This window comes from Capsulimonas sp. (genome assembly GCF_039929585.1).
Classification (GTDB): Bacteria; Armatimonadota; Armatimonadia; order Armatimonadales; family Capsulimonadaceae; genus Capsulimonas.
On the sequence record NZ_JBDSQY010000151.1, the window covers coordinates 1 to 16,472 of the forward strand.

Consider the following 16,472-nt stretch of genomic DNA (forward strand, 5'->3'; position numbering starts at 1 on the left):
ACAAAAAACGTGAGGTGTAACGCTATCGGCGCAACAAGGCGTCCGAATGGCTTTTCCTGGAAGCTAAAACGGGATTACGCCAGCACCAGTTCCCCATTTTCGACACGGGTCGGCGATTCGGCGAGCGGCGTGGGCGGTGGACCGGAGATGTTCTTTCCATCCCGGCTGAACTTCCCATAATGACACGGACACACCAGGGCGTTGTCTTTGGCGCTCCAGTCGACCGTGCAGCCCTTGTGTGTGCAGAAAGCTGAAAGCGCGCGGAACTTTCCGTCCCCCAAATTCTCCACCAGGTAAGGCTGCTTTTCCTCCCCGACCGTCACAAGCTTTGGCGGGTCTCCGGCGTTGAACAAGGTGACAGCGCCAAGCGTCTGCGCGGCTCCTGCGGGAGAGCCGGGCGCGGCGGGAGTTCCGCCTTGCATCGGCGGTGTGGAGCGAGGCTGCGGCGGAACGGATTCCGCGCCGGCGCCTTCGGGAAAGAGGACTTTCGTCCAGCCGGCCCAGACGGCCGCGACGGCGAGCACCGTTCCCGCGCCGCCTTTGATCATCTGGCGGCGCAGGCGATCCGACGGCGTGCTCACGCCCGTCGAACTGTCGGCGGGATAATTGACGGGGGTTGCCCCGTGATGTTGATTTGTCTCTTCAGGCATATCCCCCCATTCGCGATTCCCGATCCAAACTCCTGCTTCATGCGCCGCGAGAGTCCAGCCAAATCACTGAATGGAATGCTGTCAAATTACTGAACAAGATATTGCAACAAATTCGCGTTTCGCGCGTCAAATGGATTGGGCGGGCAATCAGAATCCGTCCGAAGGCCAGTTTGCGGGCGCTCCGCCTTGCGCCGGAGGGGCAAATTATGTTATAATTGAGGGAAATTTAACGCCAGGAGCGACTTTTTTTTCCTATGGACACCAGTGATTTCCGAAACGGAATCTCGATCATTATGGATAACGATATCTATACGATCGTGGATTTTCAGCATGTCAAGCCCGGTAAGGGCGGCGCCTTCGTGCGCTCGTCGATCAAGAACCTCAAAACCGGCCGCACCATCGACAAAACGTGGCGCGCCGGCGAGCGCATGGAGCAGGCGATCCTTGAGCGCAAGACCGTGCAATATATGTACAACGACGGAACGGATTACTGGGTCATGGACCCGGAAACCTTCGAACAGATCGCCGTCACCAAGGATCAGATCGAAGGCGTCAAGTACCTGAAGGAAAATATGGATCTATCCGTCATAGTCCATAACGAGAAGATCATCGGGATCGAAGTCCCGAACTTCGTCGAACTGGAAGTGACGGAGACCGCCGGCAGCGAAAAGGGCGACACCGCCTCTGGAGGCGGCAAGCCCGCCACTGTTGAGACCGGCGCCGTCGTCACCGTGCCATTCTTTGTCAAGCAGGGCGATAAGATCAAGATCGACACCCGCAACGACCAATACCTCGAGCGCGTCAAATAACTTTGCCGAACTCTGGGTTGCGAGCTCGTTACGCGTGAACGATCGACCGGCGCCCTGCCCCGTGTTGCTTCAATCGCAGTTATTAAGAGCGTACTTTAATGCCCACGACATTCGACATTTCAGACGGACCGTCTCCTTCTCCGCATCAGCCCGGCTCCGGTCTCGGCCCCTCGTCCTCTGGACGCGGGACCGGCACCAAGCTGGACGACATTGCGAGAACCATCTTCTATATCGCCCTCGCGGCGACCGTAATCTTCTTGGGATATCTCTTTTGGGGGATCTTCGGCGGTGCATGGGCCAATCCGAATTACGGACATATGGTGTTCGCTGACAGAGCGCGCCAGCAGTCTAATATCCAGATGGTCTTTGGGCTGCTCCGGCTTTCCACATTCGTCTCAGTCGTATGTATCCTGATCATGTGCCTTCGCGACGAGATGATTGGGTATATTCTGGTCGCCGTCGGCGCAGTCTTCTACTTCGGGCTGCCGTTTGCGACAAAGCAGGTTTACGACGCACAGGGATTAAGCTTAAGTCCCGCAACGGACACCGCGCTGACTTTGCTGAGCAGTTTGTGGATGGTGTTCGTCGTCCCCGGCGCGGCATGGGTGATCGCGGACGTCGTCCGGCGGTTTCAGGCGCTGTCCGAGCAGACGGCGCTGCAGCGCGCCAACGTCAAGTACGGGTCCGATGTGGCCCGCCAGTCCGGCAAGCAGCGTCAGCGATTTTTAGGGCGATGCTGGGAAACGGCCTTCTGCCGCGACCATGTGCGGGATAAGTGCCCGATCTACATTAAGCGGCGCGGCCCCTGCTGGTGGTATAAAGAAGGGTGTATGTGCGAGGAGTACATCGTCCTGCAGGCCGTCATCAACTCGGATTGGAAAGATAAGACCAAGAAGGCGGATCAGGGACTTGGACTGCGCGCCGGCGCCGCCGGAATGCCGAAGACGATCCTGTCGCCGGCGGCCAAGCGGGATCGCTGCCGCCGATGTATTATCTATAATGAGCATCAGCGCGACAAATACAAGGCGCTGACGGCGCTGACAATCATCGCCGTTCCCGCCGTCATGTATTTTAACCTGCCGGCAATGCAGTCCGGAGTGGGCGCAATTCTGCGGTTCGTCGATTCCGTCACATCGAAGTTCGCGTTTACAACTTCGCATGGCCCGAATCTGACCAGGACAGCATCCGATGGATTGGTCACCTTTATGATCGTCTGCCTCGGACTGGTTATTTTGTCGCAAGCCCTCAAGCTCGTCGAGTACTGCGTCTTTAAGCTGAAGATCTAGCGCGGCGCGGCCATTTCGGCCGCGCCGGAAAGTTTGATTTTGAATATGACCCTCGAAAGTATCGAAGAGATCGTTGCCCTGCTGGAAGAGCATCCGGTCGCCGAGATCGAGATCGAAGAACAGGGGCGGCGGCTCCTCGTACGCAAATCGCCCACGGGCCGCCTGCCGTCGATCCTCGCCGCCGAGGAGCCCGAGACATTCGCGGAAACCGAAGCCGCCGCGTCTTCCGAAGCTCCCCCGGTCGCCCTCAGCCTCCTGCTGACGGCCCCGATGGTGGGTATCTTCCACCATCACGATCCGCCGATCCGTTACGGCGCGACCATTAAGACGGGCCAGCTGATCGGCTACATCGAATCGCTGAAGCTGATGAACGAAGTCACGGCGGACAGCGGCGGACGCGTGACCGAAGTTTGCGAAGACAATACCGCTGTGGGATACGGCCAGCCACTGTTCCGTATCGAACCAGTCTAGGAGGACTCCGATGGCGATGCGACGTTCGGCCGCGCGGCAGCGCGGCCAGTGGTCTCTTGTCGGTATGCTCGTGGCGATCGCGATCCTGATGATCCTCGCCGCGACGATCGTGCCTCAGATCGCGGCCGAGCACTCCAAGCCCGGCCAAGCCGCCACGCCTAAAGAGCGCGCCTACGGCTCTGCCTGCTCGGAATACGCCGCCCAGATGTCCCAGGCCGTCCAGATGTACAAGATCGACCATAACGATCGTACGCCCCGTGATGTCTCGCAGCTCAAGAAATACGGCGTGACGGATGAGCAGATCTACGCGCAGGGCTGCTCGTATCAGATCGACCCGGATTCGGGGACCGTTACCGATGTCGGCGGAGGCCGCGCGAACAATGCGCCCCCGCCCTCCGCGGAGCAGCTGCCACAGGGGTTCCATCCCGATGGGATCGGACTGCCTCCCGGATCGCCCGCTCCATCATCGTATGCGCCGTCTTACACGCCGAGCGCCGCTCCGCCGCCCAGCGCCGCCCCCGCCGCCGGAACCACCCTGCCGGGCGGCATCCGAATGCCGAATATTCCCACGGCCGGAGCGGACATGTAGAAAGGGCCGCTCCGAGCCGCCGTCCAAATTATGTTCAAAAAAATACTGATTGCCAACCGCGGCGACATCGCCGTCCGTGTCATCCGCGCCGCGCGCGAGATGAAGATCGCCACTGTCGCGGTTTACTCCGAAGCGGATGTCGATGCGCTTCATGTTCAGCTCGCCGATGAGCGCGTTTGTATCGGTCCTCCGGACAGCAAGGGATCGTATCTCAACGCCGCAAATATCCTGAGCGCCGCATTAATCACGGGCTGCGACGCCATCCATCCCGGCATCGGATTTTTGGCGGAAGATTCTTCGTTCGCGGAGAAGTGCGCCCAGATCGGCCTCAAGTACATCGGACCGCCGGTCAAGTCCATCGAAATGATGGGCGACAAGATCCAGGCGCGCATGACGATGGAGAAGGCGGGCGTGCCGATCGTCCCCGGCACCAATATCGCCCTGCGCGATCCGGCGGAAGCGGCGAAAATCGCCGCCAAGATCGGTTTCCCGGTCATGATCAAGGCCGCCGCCGGCGGCGGCGGGCGCGGTATCCGGGTCGTCCGTGAGGAAGCCGACTTCCCGAAAACGCTCAAGACGGCGCAAATGGAAGCCGAGACCAGCTTCGGCAACCCCGATGTCTATATCGAGAAGTTCATCGAGACCTTCCGGCACATCGAAGTTCAGATTCTGGCCGACGAGCACGGCAACGTCGTGCATTTGGGTGAGCGCGACTGTTCACTGCAAACCCAGCGTTACCAGAAGATGGTGGAAGAAGCGCCCGCGCCGAACCTTCCGGCGGCGGCGCGTAAGCGCATCTGCGACGCCGCCGTGCGCGCCGCCAAGGCCGCCGGTTACGCCAGCGCCGGAACGATCGAGTTCATCGTCGCGCCGGATCACACGTTTTACTTCATGGAGATGAACACCCGCCTTCAGATCGAACACCCGATCACCGAGACCGTTACGGGCATCGACTTAGTAAAGTGGCAAATCCGAGTCGCCGACGGCGAGAAGCTTGCCTTCTCGCAGCGACAGATCGAATGGACGGGACACGCCATCGAAGTGCGCCTGACCGCGCGCGATCCCCTGCGAGATTTCGCGCCGAGCGCCGGTAAGATCGCCACCGTACGCCTGCCCGGCGGCCTCGGCGTGCGCATCGACACGCAGATCTTCTCGGGATACGAAGTGCCGCCGTACTATGACTCTATGCTCGCCAAGATCATCGTCTGGGACACCGACCGCGCCGGCGCCATCGCCCGCATGCAGCGCTGCCTGGACGAAGTCGAGATCGTCGGCGTCAAGACGGACTTAGAGTATCACAAGAAGATCTTCGCCAACGAAGCCTTCCAAAGAGGCGACCTGAACACGAAGTTCCTGGCGACCCACGTCGATGTGGTCTAACGGAATTTCCATGATGCAAGACATTTCATGAAACGCCGCAAGCGCATCCGCATTCCCTTCTGGAGGACGGCGCTCGCCCTCCGTATTCTGCTCTGCGCGGGCCTGATCGGATGCGTGTACGGTTTCGCGGCAAACTCCGCGATCGTGGTCCAGCGGCAGGCGGTCCTGCCGCCCGGCGCGGAGCATCCGTGGGATTTTTACGCCAACGGATTCCTCTGCATCGGCCTTCTGGCCCTGGCAGGAATCTATCTGACGCGCACCGACGACGCGCCCCACCGCCTTCTCAGTCGGCGTCTCACCAGCGCACAGTCGTGGCGTAAACTGCGCCCGGAGCTGGTGCTGCGCTTCCCCATTCCCAAAAAGGCGAAACGAACGCGCCCTGTTCGGGGTACAATAAAGCGAAATGACACCTGATTCCCACATCCCGAATACTGCCGGCAAGAACACGCGCAGAGACGCGCGTGAGCTGGCCCTGCGCATGCTTTACCAAATTGAAATCGGCCATCAGCCCCCTCCCGAGGTGATTGCTGAAGCGCTGAAGCAATCCCAGCTCGACGAGAAGAACAGCGCCTTCGCTCAGGAGCTGGTGCTCGGCGTGCTTGAGCATCAAGTATCCATCGACGCCCGCCTAACCATCCTCGCCTCCGACTGGGCGCTGGATCGGCAGGCCGCCGTGGACCGTAACATCCTGCGGCTTTCGTCCTTCGAGATGATCTACCGCCCGGACTCTCCGGTCGCGGCGGTCGTCAATGAGGCCGTGGAGCTCGCCAAGAAATACAGCACCGCCGAGTCGGGGCGTTTTGTCAACGGCGTCCTCGGCGCTCTGGCGCGCGAACCGCGCGGCGACGAAGAGACGGATTTGGATACCGATCAGGACCCTGCATGATATGCCGTACTTCGAACTCCGGCCGTTCGATCTCGCCGAAGCGGAGACGGTCGCGCACTGGGTATTGACGTCGGAAGAATACTGGAAGCTAACTGGCGCGCAAGGGTTCCCCCTCACGGCCGATCAAGTGGCGGCTTGGATCTACGAAACCAACTTCGCCTTCACCCTTCGCCGTGACGGAGATATTGTGGCCTACGGCGACATTATCGAGGACGAAGTTGAAGGCGATGTCGAGATTCAGCACTTGATCGTCGCTCCGGACGTACGCCGCGACGGCGTCGGCTCCGTGATGATGAATAAGCTGTGTGCGTTCCTCGTCGAGTACCATAAATACCCGGAAGTCTGGACGCGCGTGGGCCGTGACAATGAAGCGGCGATCCAGTGCGCGCTTGGCTCAGGGTTCCTGCCGGACCAAAAGCTTTCCGGAGAGCGCTATCTCTGGATGAAAAAAATCCTGTACGCCGAATAATACGAGACGCCCCATGATCCTCTCCGACCGCAGCATCAAAGAAGGCGTCGCCGCCGGACGCATCACGATCACGCCCTACGACGAAAGTCTGGTCCAGCCGGCGTCGATCGACATCCGCCTCGACCACCGCTTCCGAGTCTTCCGAAACTACAAATACTCCGCCATCGATCCCAAAGCCGCCCAGGAAGGTCTCACGGAGATGGTAACCGCCGAAGAAGGCTCGCCGTTCGTGATCCATCCCGGCGAATTTATTCTCGCGAGCACATTAGAAAGCATCGCGCTCGGCGACGACTTAGTGGCCCGTCTGGAAGGCAAAAGCTCATTGGGACGGCTGGGGCTGGTCGTACACGCCACGGCGGGATATATCGATCCCGGCTTCTCTGGCCATATCACGCTGGAGCTTTCCAACGTCGCCAATCTGCCGATTTTGCTCTACCCCGGTATGAAGGTCGGCCAGATCTCGTTCTTCGCCATGAGCACGCCCGCCGATCGACCCTATGGCCACCCCGAGCTTGGCAGCAAGTACAAAGGCCAGAGTACTCCCACGGCGAGCCTTATGCACATGAACTTCCCGAGCGACAAGGAAAAATCGTAATGTCTTTGCAAAGCTATCAAGTACTGCAGCGCGACGACGCCGGCGTTGCGCACTTTGCACAGGACAACGGAACCGTCGTCGAACTGAAGACGGGCGGACCCTACGAAGTCGGCGACGCGACGGAGATCCTTGTCGGCGACCTTTGGGTGCTGGCCGGACAGAGCAATATGGAAGGATGCGGCCGTCCCATCGACATGGAGACAAGTTCGCCGCTCGTTCACTCCTTCCAAAGCAAGGAAGTTTGGGCCGTGGCTGAGGAGCCGCTGCACTGGCTGGATGAGTCCCCTCGCCCCGTACATCGCAAGATCAACGGGATGCCGCCGCCGCCCGAGACCCTGGAGGCCCGCCCTACCGGCCGCGCAAACGGGTCCGGGCTGGGTCTGACGTTCGCAAAGCTCATCCAGGCGCGCACGGGTGTCCCCGTCGGCCTGATCCCCTGCGCGCACGGCGGCACCTCCATGGATCAGTGGAGTCCCGAGCGTGACGCGACGGAAGGGGACAACTCTCTTTACGGCGCGACCCTTTCCCGGATCCGCGCGAACGGCGGTAAGGTGGCGGGAATCCTTTGGTATCAGGGCGAAAGCGATGCCGATGAAGCCTCCGTCCCACTGTACATGGACAGAATGGTCGCTCTCATCCAGGCCTTCCGTCGCGATCTGGATCAGCTCGATCTTCCCTTCTATCTCGTTCAATTAGGCTCCTATGTGACTGCGGGCGCGCCTGGCGAAGCCGCCCGATGGAGCGCAATCCGAGCAGAGCAGCGCAGGCTCACAACGGCGCTGCCGAACGTCGAAATGGTGAGCGCGATCGATCTCGATCTGGACGATGGGATTCACATCAGCACTGCGGGACTCAAGCGGCTCGGCAAGCGATTGGCGAATGTTGCGTGCGGCTTCCCCACGCCGACCCTGGCCGGTGTCGAAAAGATCCAGTCCTCTATCGGCAATTACGTCACCCTGCGCGTCTCGTTCGACGGCGCCCGTGGCTGGCTGCGCGCGGAGGGACGACCAACAGGATTTACGCTGCGCGATTCGGACGACGCGGATACGCACCAAATATTCAAGACGACTCTGGAGGGCGACGCCGCCATCCTTCACCTGAGCGTGGAGACACTGCCGGTGGGCCTGAGCCTCTGGTATGGCTATGGTCTCGATCCTTACTGCAATATCACTGACGCCGAGGACGCCGCCGTTCCGGCCTTCGGCCCAATCTCACTTCCGGTGGACTAACATCTTATGGCGACTATTCTTCTTGACGGCAATGCAACATCGAAGGCGATCCGCGCGGAAATCGCGCGGGACACGGCGCGGCTGACCGCCGCCACCGGGGTCGTCCCCAAGCTCGCGGCGATCCTGGCCGGCGACGACCCCGCATCCGCGACCTACGTGCAGATGAAGGCGCGCGCATCCGCCAAGGCCGGCATCGAGTCCGTCACCTACCCGATCGCCAACGACGCTCCCGAATCCGAGGTGCGCGACCGATTGGCGCAGCTGAACGCCGACCCGACCGTGCACGGCATCCTGATCCAGCATCCCCTTCCCAAGCACATGGACGAGCCGAGCATCCTTTCGGAGCTGAGCGCCGACAAAGATGTGGACGGCATCGCGCCGATCTCCCTGGGGCGCTTGGTCGCCGGTCTGGATTCGTTCCACTCCTGTACCCCCGAAGGCATGATCGAGCTGCTGAAGCGCTACAATCTGCCCATCGCCGGTAAGCACGCGGTCGTCGTCGGACGCAGCGTAATTCTCGGCAAGCCGCTCGCCCTGCTGCTGCTCGCCGAGCACGCCACCGTCACGATCTGCCATTCGCGCACGCCGAACCTCGCCGAGATCACCCGGCAGGCCGACATCCTCTGCGCCGCCGTCGGCCGCGCAGAGCTAATTACGGGCGATATGATCAAGCCGGGCGCCGTTGTCCTGGACGCCGGCTATAACAAAGTCGAGGGACGAGCCAAAGATGTGGGCGATGTCGAGTTCGAAAGCGCTTCTCTGGTCGCCTCGGCGATCACTCCCGTTCCCGGCGGCGTCGGCCCCATGACCATCGCCATGCTATTGCGCAACACGCTGACCGCAGCCGCCCGCAGCGCGGGCTTCTCGCTAGAACCGGAGACGGTGTGAGCTTCGATCTGACGGCCTACCTGCAAGGGCGCCGCGTTCTGGTGGACGCCGCGCTAAACCAATATCTTCCTACGGAGGATCAAGAGCCGGATAAGATCCACGCCTCGATCCGCTACTCGATCTTCTGCGGCGGCAAACGCCTGCGCCCGATCCTGGCCCTCGCCGCCGCCGACGCCCTCGGCGCCGACTTTGCCCACGTGATGCCGCTCGCCTGCGCCGTGGAGTGCATCCATACCTTTTCTCTGATCCACGACGACTTGCCGGCCATCGACGACGACGACCTGCGGCGCGGCGCCCCGACCAACCATGTCGTCTACGGCGAAGCGATGGCGATCCTCGCCGGCGACGCCCTCCTCGCCTTCGCCTTCGAGCTCATCGCCGAATGCCACGCCTTCTGCCCCGCCGACCGCGTCCTGGAAGCGCTCGTTATGGTCGCGCAGGCCAGCGGCACGCGCGGAATGGTGGGAGGACAGGTTTCCGACATCGAGTGCGAGGGTCGCGCCGACTTAGATGAACGGACGGTGGCGTCAATCCACGAACGCAAGACGGGCGCACTGCTCATCGCGTCGTTAGTCGCCGGCGCGCGCCTCTGCGGCGCCTCCAAAGCCCAAGAAAACGCCCTGCGTCGCTACGGCGAAAAGATCGGCCTCGCGTTTCAGATCACGGACGATATTCTGGATCTCGAGGGGGATGCGGAAAAGCTGGGAAAACCACTCGGCAGCGATCTGAAGCAAGACAAGGCGACTTATCCAAAGATCCTGGGGATCGAAGAATCCCGCACGCTGGCAAGCCAAGCGGCGGAAGACGCCATCGCGGCGCTGTCGATTTTCGACGAGAAAGCCGATCCGCTGCGCGCGCTGGCGCGGTATATGGTGGAGCGGGACAATTAGGGACTTCGGTCCCTATTCCTCAAACCGAAAGTAACTATCTCCGATCTTGATCTCGTCCCCCTGATGCAGTACGGCTTTCTCCACACGCATCCCATTCACATACACCCCGTTCGCGCTCGCCTCGTCAATCAGCGTGATGTAGCCGCTCATTCCGCGCTCAATGCGTGCGTGGCGGCGGGAGACCTTGGTTTCGGCCAGGACGATCTCGTTATCGCCGTCGCGGCCGATCGACATCGTGGGGGTGGAAAGAACAAATCGTGCGCCAGCCGCCAGGCCTTCGGTTCCCACGAGGCGGGGCATGTGGACGCGGCTGCGCCGGCGCGATCCTCGGTCGCCGGTTTTCGTGACCCGGTAACGAGGGCGGCGTTTACGTTCGGAGGCAACGCCGCGTTCCGGCGATGACAGTTCCCGGGATTCCCACGCCGGGGCTGAGGAGCCCTCGTAACCGTAAGCCGGCTGAGAACGGCGCATGAGCTTTTGGAAAATCCAGCTGCATAATCCGGCCAGCGCCATTCCAATCAAGAATGTGGCGAGCGGCGTCTCCCACGCATCCTCGGGATTCGTGGATGTAGGCGTCTCCGGGATGTGGTCGGCTTCGGCGTCGTGGGCGAGCGCCGATACCGCCGCCCGGGGAGGCGCCGCAGCCGCATCCGCCCCAGCAGAGGCGATCGGAACAAAATCGCTGACGAGCAGCGCCAGCGGTGGAACGGAGCCGGAAGGGCCTATGTTGAGAGGCGCGGTCGCGAGACGGCCGGTTTTTCCGTCAAGCACAAAAAGCTTTTGGTCCGGTTCCTGCGGAATGCGAACCGCGATGGAGGCGTGCCCACGCGATGTGAATGGCAGAACGGTTATCTTGTCCTGCCCCGAAGTGACCCAGATGGAAAAAAGACCGTTGTCCGGAAGATTCAGCACCAGCTGCTCCGCGCGCACGGAGCTGGCGAACGCCAGTAAAAACACACAAGTCACGGCGATCGATCGGACGATCCCAATGTGATACCATCGCTTACTCATTGGCATTTCCCTATCGCTTTCGGCAAGTATTCGATAATATCCCTGGCGATCAGTCCCGCCGCTCCGCCGAAATCCTGAGCAGCCAGGTCTCCCGCCAAACCGTGCACATACGCCCCGGCCGCCGCCGCATCGGCGGCGGCCAGCTTCTGGCCGAGCAGCGTTGCGATTACTCCCGTCAAGACATCTCCCGATCCCCCCGTCGCCATGCCGGGGTTGCTCGTGGTATTGATGGTCAGCCGGCCATCGGCATTGGAGATCAGCGTACGCGCTCCCTTGAGCAGAACGACACAGCCGTAAGTTTTGGCGGCGGCGCGGACATTCCCCACCCGATCCTCCTGCACCTGCGCGGTGGAAACGCCGAGCAGACGCCCCATCTCTCCAGGATGCGGGGTGAGCACCGTCGCCGCCGCGCGGCCACGGATGATGGCGGCGCCGCGATCGGGCTCCATCGAGAGCGCGTTGAGGGCGTCGGCGTCGATCACCAGAGGTACGGAGCAGCGCGCCGTGAACTCCCGCACAAACTTCCGTAAACCTTCGTCCTGAACGCCGCCAAGACCGGGGCCGATCGCCGCAGCCGTCCCCTTAGCCGCCAGGGCCAGCGCTTCGTCCAGCGCCTGTGACGAAAATGTCTGACGCGCCGTCTGCGGCAGTCCAGCCGTCATCACGACCGGATTCGCCACGCTCATCGCCGCCGTCAGCAGGCCCTCCGGCACGGCGAGCGTAACCAGGCCCGAGCCGGTGCGCGCCGCGGCCTCCGCGCTGAGAGCGGCGGCGCCGAGGAAGCCCGCCGATCCGGCGAAGACCGTCACATGCCCAAACTTCCCCTTGTTGGCGTCACGCCCATTCACCCGCGCGGGCAGCCAGCGCGCAATATCCCCGGCTTCCGTGACGCGCGCCGACACACTCTCCAAGAGGGCCCTTGGTGTGGCGATATCCCCGACTACTAACTCCCCAACGTAATCTGCGGCGGGAAAGACAAGCAGGCCGATCTTCGGCAGCGCAAATGTCACGGTTAATGACGCCGAAACGGCCTGTCCGTTCACATTTCCCGTATCGGCTTCGACGCCCGAGGGGATATCCACTGCGGCAACAAATACCCCCGCCGTTCGCGCCGCGTTGATCGCGTCCACAAGCGACGCTCCCACGCCTTCCAAAGTCCCGCGAAATCCAGTCCCCAGCAATGCGTCGATCACAATTTTTGAAGACGCCAGCAACGATGCGAGATCGGCGGGGATATCTCCGTCGATCCGATGGATCGTCAGGCCGATCTTCTCAGCCATCGCGAGGTTCGCGGCAGCATCCGCAGAGAGAGTTTCTTCCGGGCGCGCGGCCAGCCAGACGGTGACATCCGCGCCCATCCGAACAGCGAGATGGCGGGCAATAGCCAGGCCATCGCCGCCATTATTTCCTTTGCCGCACACAACGGCGACGCGCGCCCCCGCCAATGGGTGACGCGCGGCCAGCGTTTCCACCACACGCAGCGCGGCGTTCTCCATCAGGATCAGGCTGGGAACGCCGAACTCCTCGATCGTGCGCCGATCGATCTCGCGCATTTCCTGGGATGTTGCGACATTCATTCTGAAAACACCTCCGCGATTCGGTCTCGCTCCGCCTCAGTGACCGCCGCAACGCTCACAGCCGCGACATTTTCTTCCACCTGAGCCGGGGTCTTGGCGCCCGCAACCACACAGGCCACAGCGGGATCGTCCAGTACGAAGCGAATGGCCGCCTGCGCGGGGGTCCGCCCGTCACCGTCCGTCAAGAAGCGCAGCCGCTCCGCCGTCTCCGCCATCGCCGTCACATACTCCAAAGGCAGCGATGCCCGGATATCCCCTTCGGGAAAGACGGATTCAGAGCCGTGCACTCCGGCGAGAAAACCGTTCGCCAGCGGCTCACGCGCCAGAATGGCGACTTTTTTTCGTCGCGCCAGCGGCAGCAGATCTGTCGTGGCGCCCTGGTAGAAGAGGCTGTAAGCGACTTCGATCGCCGTGACGGGCGCATCGTTTTCCAGCAGCCAGACACCGTCCGCCGGCTCGGCGACGGAGACGCCGTAGTGATGGATCTTCCCGCCGCGCTGAAGCGCCTCCAGCGTGTCCCACACGCGCAGGCGCTCCAGCTCCTCCACGGGCGGATTCATCAGGAGAAACAGGTCCAGCGTCTCCCGGCGCAGCCGTATCAGACTTTGCTGGACGGCGTGCGCCAATGCGAACGGCGTCCAATCCTGCTCCAGCGTATCGTCCTTGCGGTAAAAGTTGACCCCGCCCTTGGTCACCACGTAGGGCTGCGCTCCCGTCCAATCGCGCAGCACTTCGCCGATCAAGGCCTCACTATGGCCATGCCCGTAAATATCAGCCGTGTCGATCAGATTGACGCCCAGTTCCAGAGCGCGCCGCAGCGCGGCTTTGGAAACCTCGTCGTCGGTCGCGCCATAACTGTTGCCAAAGGCGTCCCCGCCAATCGCCCACCCCCCGAAACCGATCTCCGATACCTTCCAGCCCGTTCGGCCAAACTTTCGCATATGCATAGTGAGATATTACCGCATCGAGACCGTTCCTGAAAATGCTGTACGCCTGCTAGGGAATTACCATTCAGTATATCTTAAGAATGACGCATTGTCCAATTTTCATAGGTAATCGCGTTTACAAGGTTTCCCTGGTATTTCCGTCAGTATAAAACTTGCTTCTTTTCTCCGATGATAGAATTATCACCAGGAAGGCCGTTTGAATTTTATGGACGAGTCGCTCAAACCGACCGCGCTCTCGCTTGCCGAAATACTCTCGTCGCTCAGTTACGCTCTCGATCTTACCGGCGGACAGCCGATGGGGCACGCACAGCGCTCCTGCCTGATCGGGATGCGGATCGGATCGATGTACGGTCTCTCCGAAGGAGAACTAACCAGTCTCTATTACGCCATCTTGATGAAGGACGCCGGCTGCTCCAGCAACGCCGCGCGCATGTACGAGATCTTCGGCAGCGACGATCTGAAGGCGAAGTGCGACAGCGCCGTGGTCGATTGGTCGAACATCTTCGAAGCGGCGCGCTACGCCGCCGCCCACGCACTGCCGTCGGGCTCGCTATGCACGCGGGCGGCGAGGGTTCTTAAGATCGGCGTCCAGGGATCACGGCAAAACCAGGAGATCCAAGAATCCCGCTGTAACCGGGGGGCGCAGATCGCGATGATGCTCGGGCTGGGCAAGTCGGCAGCCGATTGTATCCGCTCGCTGCCCGAGCGCTGGAACGGTTCCGGCGCGCCGCTGGGGCTGCGCGGCGAAGCCATCCCGCTGCTTTCCCGCATCGCATCGCTGGCGCAGACAATGGATGTGTTCGATCGTACCTTCGGCCTGGATGCGGCGTATGACATGGCGACGAAAAGGTCCGGACGCTGGTTTGATCCGGATCTGGTCCGAATCACACTGCGGTTTCGACACCACGCTCGGTTCTGGAATGAGGTTCGTACTTCTGCCCGAGAGACACTGCTGGACCTCGATATCCGCGGCGCGATTGAGGTTGCGACCGAGACAAGGATTGATTCCATCTGTGACGCCTTCGCGCAAATCGTGGACGCCAAATCTCCCTTTACCGGCCAGCATTCGTCACGGGTGTGTGATTATACGATCCAGATTGCTCGTGAATTCGGGATTTCCGGCGCGCGGCTCACGACACTAAGGCGATCAGCACTGCTGCACGATGTCGGAAAGCTCGCCGTACCGAACACAATTTTAGACAAGCCCGGCAAGCCGGACGAGGAAGAATGGAACTGCATCCGCCGCCATCCTTTCCATACGCAGCAAATTCTTCAGCAGATTCCCGGCTTCAAGCGCATCACGGAGATTGCGTCCGCTCACCATGAGCGCCTGGATGGGCGCGGCTACTTCCAGGGACTGAGCGGCGATCAGCTGGACCTGGACATGAGGATACTCGCGGTCGCCGATGTGTACGACGCACTCTCCGCTGACCGTCCCTATCGAGGAGCGATGACGCCCGAAGAAGTCTTCGCCATTCTGGACAAAGACCGAGGCGTGGCGCTGGACGCCGACTGCATCGATGTCCTGAGGAAATACGGTCTTCCCAGCGCCCCGGCGGCTCCCCTGCTGCGCGCGGCGTAACGTCTTCATTGCGCGCTGATATAGCCTGCTCGTTTCTGGGTACATAAAGCGCATGAGCGCCACAACCCCACCCACCGAAACAACGGAACCCGTCCATAACGAGCAGGCGGGCGACACATCTCCCAATCAGAAGTGTGTCTCAATCATTTTTAATCCCGTCTCAGGGCAGAGCGATCCTGAGGCGCGCAAAAAGAGCATCTCCGACGCGCTCGCCGAGCACGGATATCGGTGTCAATATCTTGAGACCACCAAAGAAGTCGGCGGCGAAGAACTGGCGAAAAAAGCGCTGAGTTCCGGCGTCGACCTGATCGCGGTGTCCGGCGGCGACGGCACCGTGATCGAGGTTCTCTCCGCCACCATCGGCTCAAATATCCCGGTCGCCGTACTGCCGGCCGGCACCGGAAACCTGCTGTCCGTCAATCTCGGCATTCCCACCACCGTTCCCGAAGCTGTCCATGTCGCGCTGTCGGGACATCCCTATTCTCTTGATCTCGCCCGTTCGAACGACGGCAAGCACTTCGCGATCATGGGTGGCCTGGGTTTGGACGCCCGAATGATCAAGGACGCCGACCGCGAGACGAAAAACCGTCTTGGAGTATTCGCGTATCTATGGGCGGCCCTGAAAAACCTGCCCAAGCGAGGCGCCGTCGTCGAGATCGTACTGGACGGCAAGCCGCCGATCCGCGCCCGCGCCAAAAGCGTGCTGATCGCCAACATGGGCAAGGTAACCGGCGGCGTGGAGGCGATGCCGACCGCGTCTCCCAACGACGGCTTGCTCGATGTTGGGATTGTCAAGGCGGAAACCCTCGCACAGTGGCTGAGGATCGCCAGCTACGCGCTGATGGGCCGAACGCAGGACGCTCCGGAGCTGGATGTCTATCAGGCCAAAAAAATTACTGTCCGCACGCCCACCCCCGAGCCGATCGAGTTCGACGGCGAATCCGGAGGCGACACCCGCGAATGGACTGTGGAAGTTGTGCCCAACTGCGTCAATATCCTGCTGCCGGAAGGCTCCCCCGCCGCGAAGGACGCCCAAGGTTCACCCGAAGCGGTGGCGAAGAGAAATCTCACCGGCCTTGCGGTCAGCGCGGGAATTGTGGCCACGATCGCGGCGCTGATTGTCTGGCGACGACGCAAATAGGATGCCGTAACGATGTTATGCACATTGCGCCCGGCGACTGAAGTCGCGGCTAGAAGTGCACGATGTCCACCT

At 61.4% G+C, this 16,472-nt stretch carries 18 protein-coding genes; 14 read left to right on the forward strand and 4 right to left on the reverse strand.

The window, feature by feature from the left end; genetic code table 11:
• Positions 1-74 precede the first annotated feature (74 nt).
• On the reverse strand, positions 75-650 hold the full coding sequence (locus ABIZ35_RS10480; RefSeq protein ID WP_348219844.1) for a Rieske (2Fe-2S) protein: 576 nt from the start codon (positions 648-650) through the stop codon (positions 75-77).
• A gap of 254 nt (positions 651-904) precedes the next feature.
• Between ABIZ35_RS10480 and efp the strand changes: the two genes are divergently transcribed.
• The 12 genes from efp to ABIZ35_RS10540 all read left to right on the forward strand — a co-directional run bounded on the left by efp (position 905) and on the right by ABIZ35_RS10540 (position 10,142).
• Positions 905-1,459 (forward strand): elongation factor P, encoded by a 555-nt coding sequence (gene efp, locus ABIZ35_RS10485; RefSeq protein ID WP_348219845.1) that lies wholly within the window; start codon positions 905-907, stop codon positions 1,457-1,459.
• Positions 1,460-1,557: 98 nt separating this feature from the next.
• Entirely contained in the window at positions 1,558-2,745 is a 1,188-nt protein-coding gene (locus ABIZ35_RS10490; RefSeq protein ID WP_348219846.1) for a hypothetical protein, read from the forward strand.
• Between the two features lie 45 nt (positions 2,746-2,790).
• Positions 2,791-3,216 (forward strand): biotin/lipoyl-containing protein, encoded by a 426-nt coding sequence (locus ABIZ35_RS10495; RefSeq protein ID WP_348219847.1) that lies wholly within the window; start codon positions 2,791-2,793, stop codon positions 3,214-3,216.
• 10 nt (positions 3,217-3,226) lie between these two features.
• Entirely contained in the window at positions 3,227-3,805 is a 579-nt protein-coding gene (locus tag ABIZ35_RS10500) for a type II secretion system protein (RefSeq protein ID WP_348219848.1), read from the forward strand.
• A gap of 30 nt (positions 3,806-3,835) precedes the next feature.
• Positions 3,836-5,185, forward strand: a complete 1,350-nt coding sequence (accC, locus tag ABIZ35_RS10505) for an acetyl-CoA carboxylase biotin carboxylase subunit (RefSeq protein ID WP_348219849.1) — start codon at positions 3,836-3,838, stop codon at positions 5,183-5,185.
• 27 nt (positions 5,186-5,212) lie between these two features.
• On the forward strand, positions 5,213-5,599 hold the full coding sequence (locus ABIZ35_RS10510; protein ID WP_348219850.1) for a hypothetical protein: 387 nt from the start codon (positions 5,213-5,215) through the stop codon (positions 5,597-5,599).
• On the forward strand, positions 5,589-6,071 hold the full coding sequence (nusB, locus tag ABIZ35_RS10515; protein WP_348219851.1) for a transcription antitermination factor NusB: 483 nt from the start codon (positions 5,589-5,591) through the stop codon (positions 6,069-6,071). The genes ABIZ35_RS10510 and nusB overlap by 11 nt, the downstream gene beginning before the upstream one ends.
• Before the next feature lies 1 nt (position 6,072).
• Positions 6,073-6,540 (forward strand): GNAT family N-acetyltransferase, encoded by a 468-nt coding sequence (locus tag ABIZ35_RS10520; protein ID WP_348219852.1) that lies wholly within the window; start codon positions 6,073-6,075, stop codon positions 6,538-6,540.
• Positions 6,541-6,553: 13 nt separating this feature from the next.
• The gene (dcd, locus tag ABIZ35_RS10525; RefSeq protein WP_348219853.1) at positions 6,554-7,135 is read left to right on the forward strand and encodes a dCTP deaminase; all 582 of its coding nucleotides are present in this window, start codon (positions 6,554-6,556) and stop codon (positions 7,133-7,135) included.
• Positions 7,135-8,364 (forward strand): sialate O-acetylesterase, encoded by a 1,230-nt coding sequence (locus ABIZ35_RS10530; protein ID WP_348219854.1) that lies wholly within the window; start codon positions 7,135-7,137, stop codon positions 8,362-8,364. Before dcd ends, ABIZ35_RS10530 begins: the two co-directional genes overlap by 1 nt.
• 6 nt (positions 8,365-8,370) lie before the next feature.
• Positions 8,371-9,252 carry a bifunctional methylenetetrahydrofolate dehydrogenase/methenyltetrahydrofolate cyclohydrolase FolD gene (gene folD, locus ABIZ35_RS10535; RefSeq protein WP_348219855.1) on the forward strand — a complete coding sequence of 294 codons (882 nt, stop codon included), beginning with the start codon at positions 8,371-8,373 and terminating at the stop codon, positions 9,250-9,252.
• The gene (locus tag ABIZ35_RS10540; protein ID WP_348219856.1) at positions 9,249-10,142 is read left to right on the forward strand and encodes a polyprenyl synthetase family protein; all 894 of its coding nucleotides are present in this window, start codon (positions 9,249-9,251) and stop codon (positions 10,140-10,142) included. The genes folD and ABIZ35_RS10540 overlap by 4 nt, the downstream gene beginning before the upstream one ends.
• Before the next feature lie 12 nt (positions 10,143-10,154).
• Here ABIZ35_RS10540 and ABIZ35_RS10545 read toward each other — a convergent pair whose 3' ends face one another.
• The 3 genes from ABIZ35_RS10545 to ABIZ35_RS10555 are packed head-to-tail and all read right to left on the reverse strand — an operon-like array spanning position 10,155 to position 13,677.
• On the reverse strand, positions 10,155-11,153 hold the full coding sequence (locus ABIZ35_RS10545; RefSeq protein WP_348219857.1) for an FHA domain-containing protein: 999 nt from the start codon (positions 11,151-11,153) through the stop codon (positions 10,155-10,157).
• Positions 11,150-12,730, reverse strand: coding sequence for an NAD(P)H-hydrate dehydratase (locus ABIZ35_RS10550; protein WP_348219858.1), 1,581 nt, complete (start codon positions 12,728-12,730; stop codon positions 11,150-11,152). Before ABIZ35_RS10550 ends, ABIZ35_RS10545 begins: the two co-directional genes overlap by 4 nt.
• Entirely contained in the window at positions 12,727-13,677 is a 951-nt protein-coding gene (locus ABIZ35_RS10555; protein ID WP_348219859.1) for an aldo/keto reductase, read from the reverse strand. The genes ABIZ35_RS10550 and ABIZ35_RS10555 overlap by 4 nt, the downstream gene beginning before the upstream one ends.
• Before the next feature lie 205 nt (positions 13,678-13,882).
• Here ABIZ35_RS10555 and ABIZ35_RS10560 point away from each other — a divergent pair, with 205 nt between their 5' ends.
• Entirely contained in the window at positions 13,883-15,259 is a 1,377-nt protein-coding gene (locus ABIZ35_RS10560) for an HD domain-containing phosphohydrolase (protein ID WP_348219861.1), read from the forward strand.
• Between the two features lie 52 nt (positions 15,260-15,311).
• Positions 15,312-16,400: a YegS/Rv2252/BmrU family lipid kinase gene (locus ABIZ35_RS10565; RefSeq protein ID WP_348219860.1), complete on the forward strand. Its 1,089-nt coding sequence runs from the start codon at positions 15,312-15,314 to the stop codon at positions 16,398-16,400.
• Positions 16,401-16,472 lie beyond the last annotated feature (72 nt).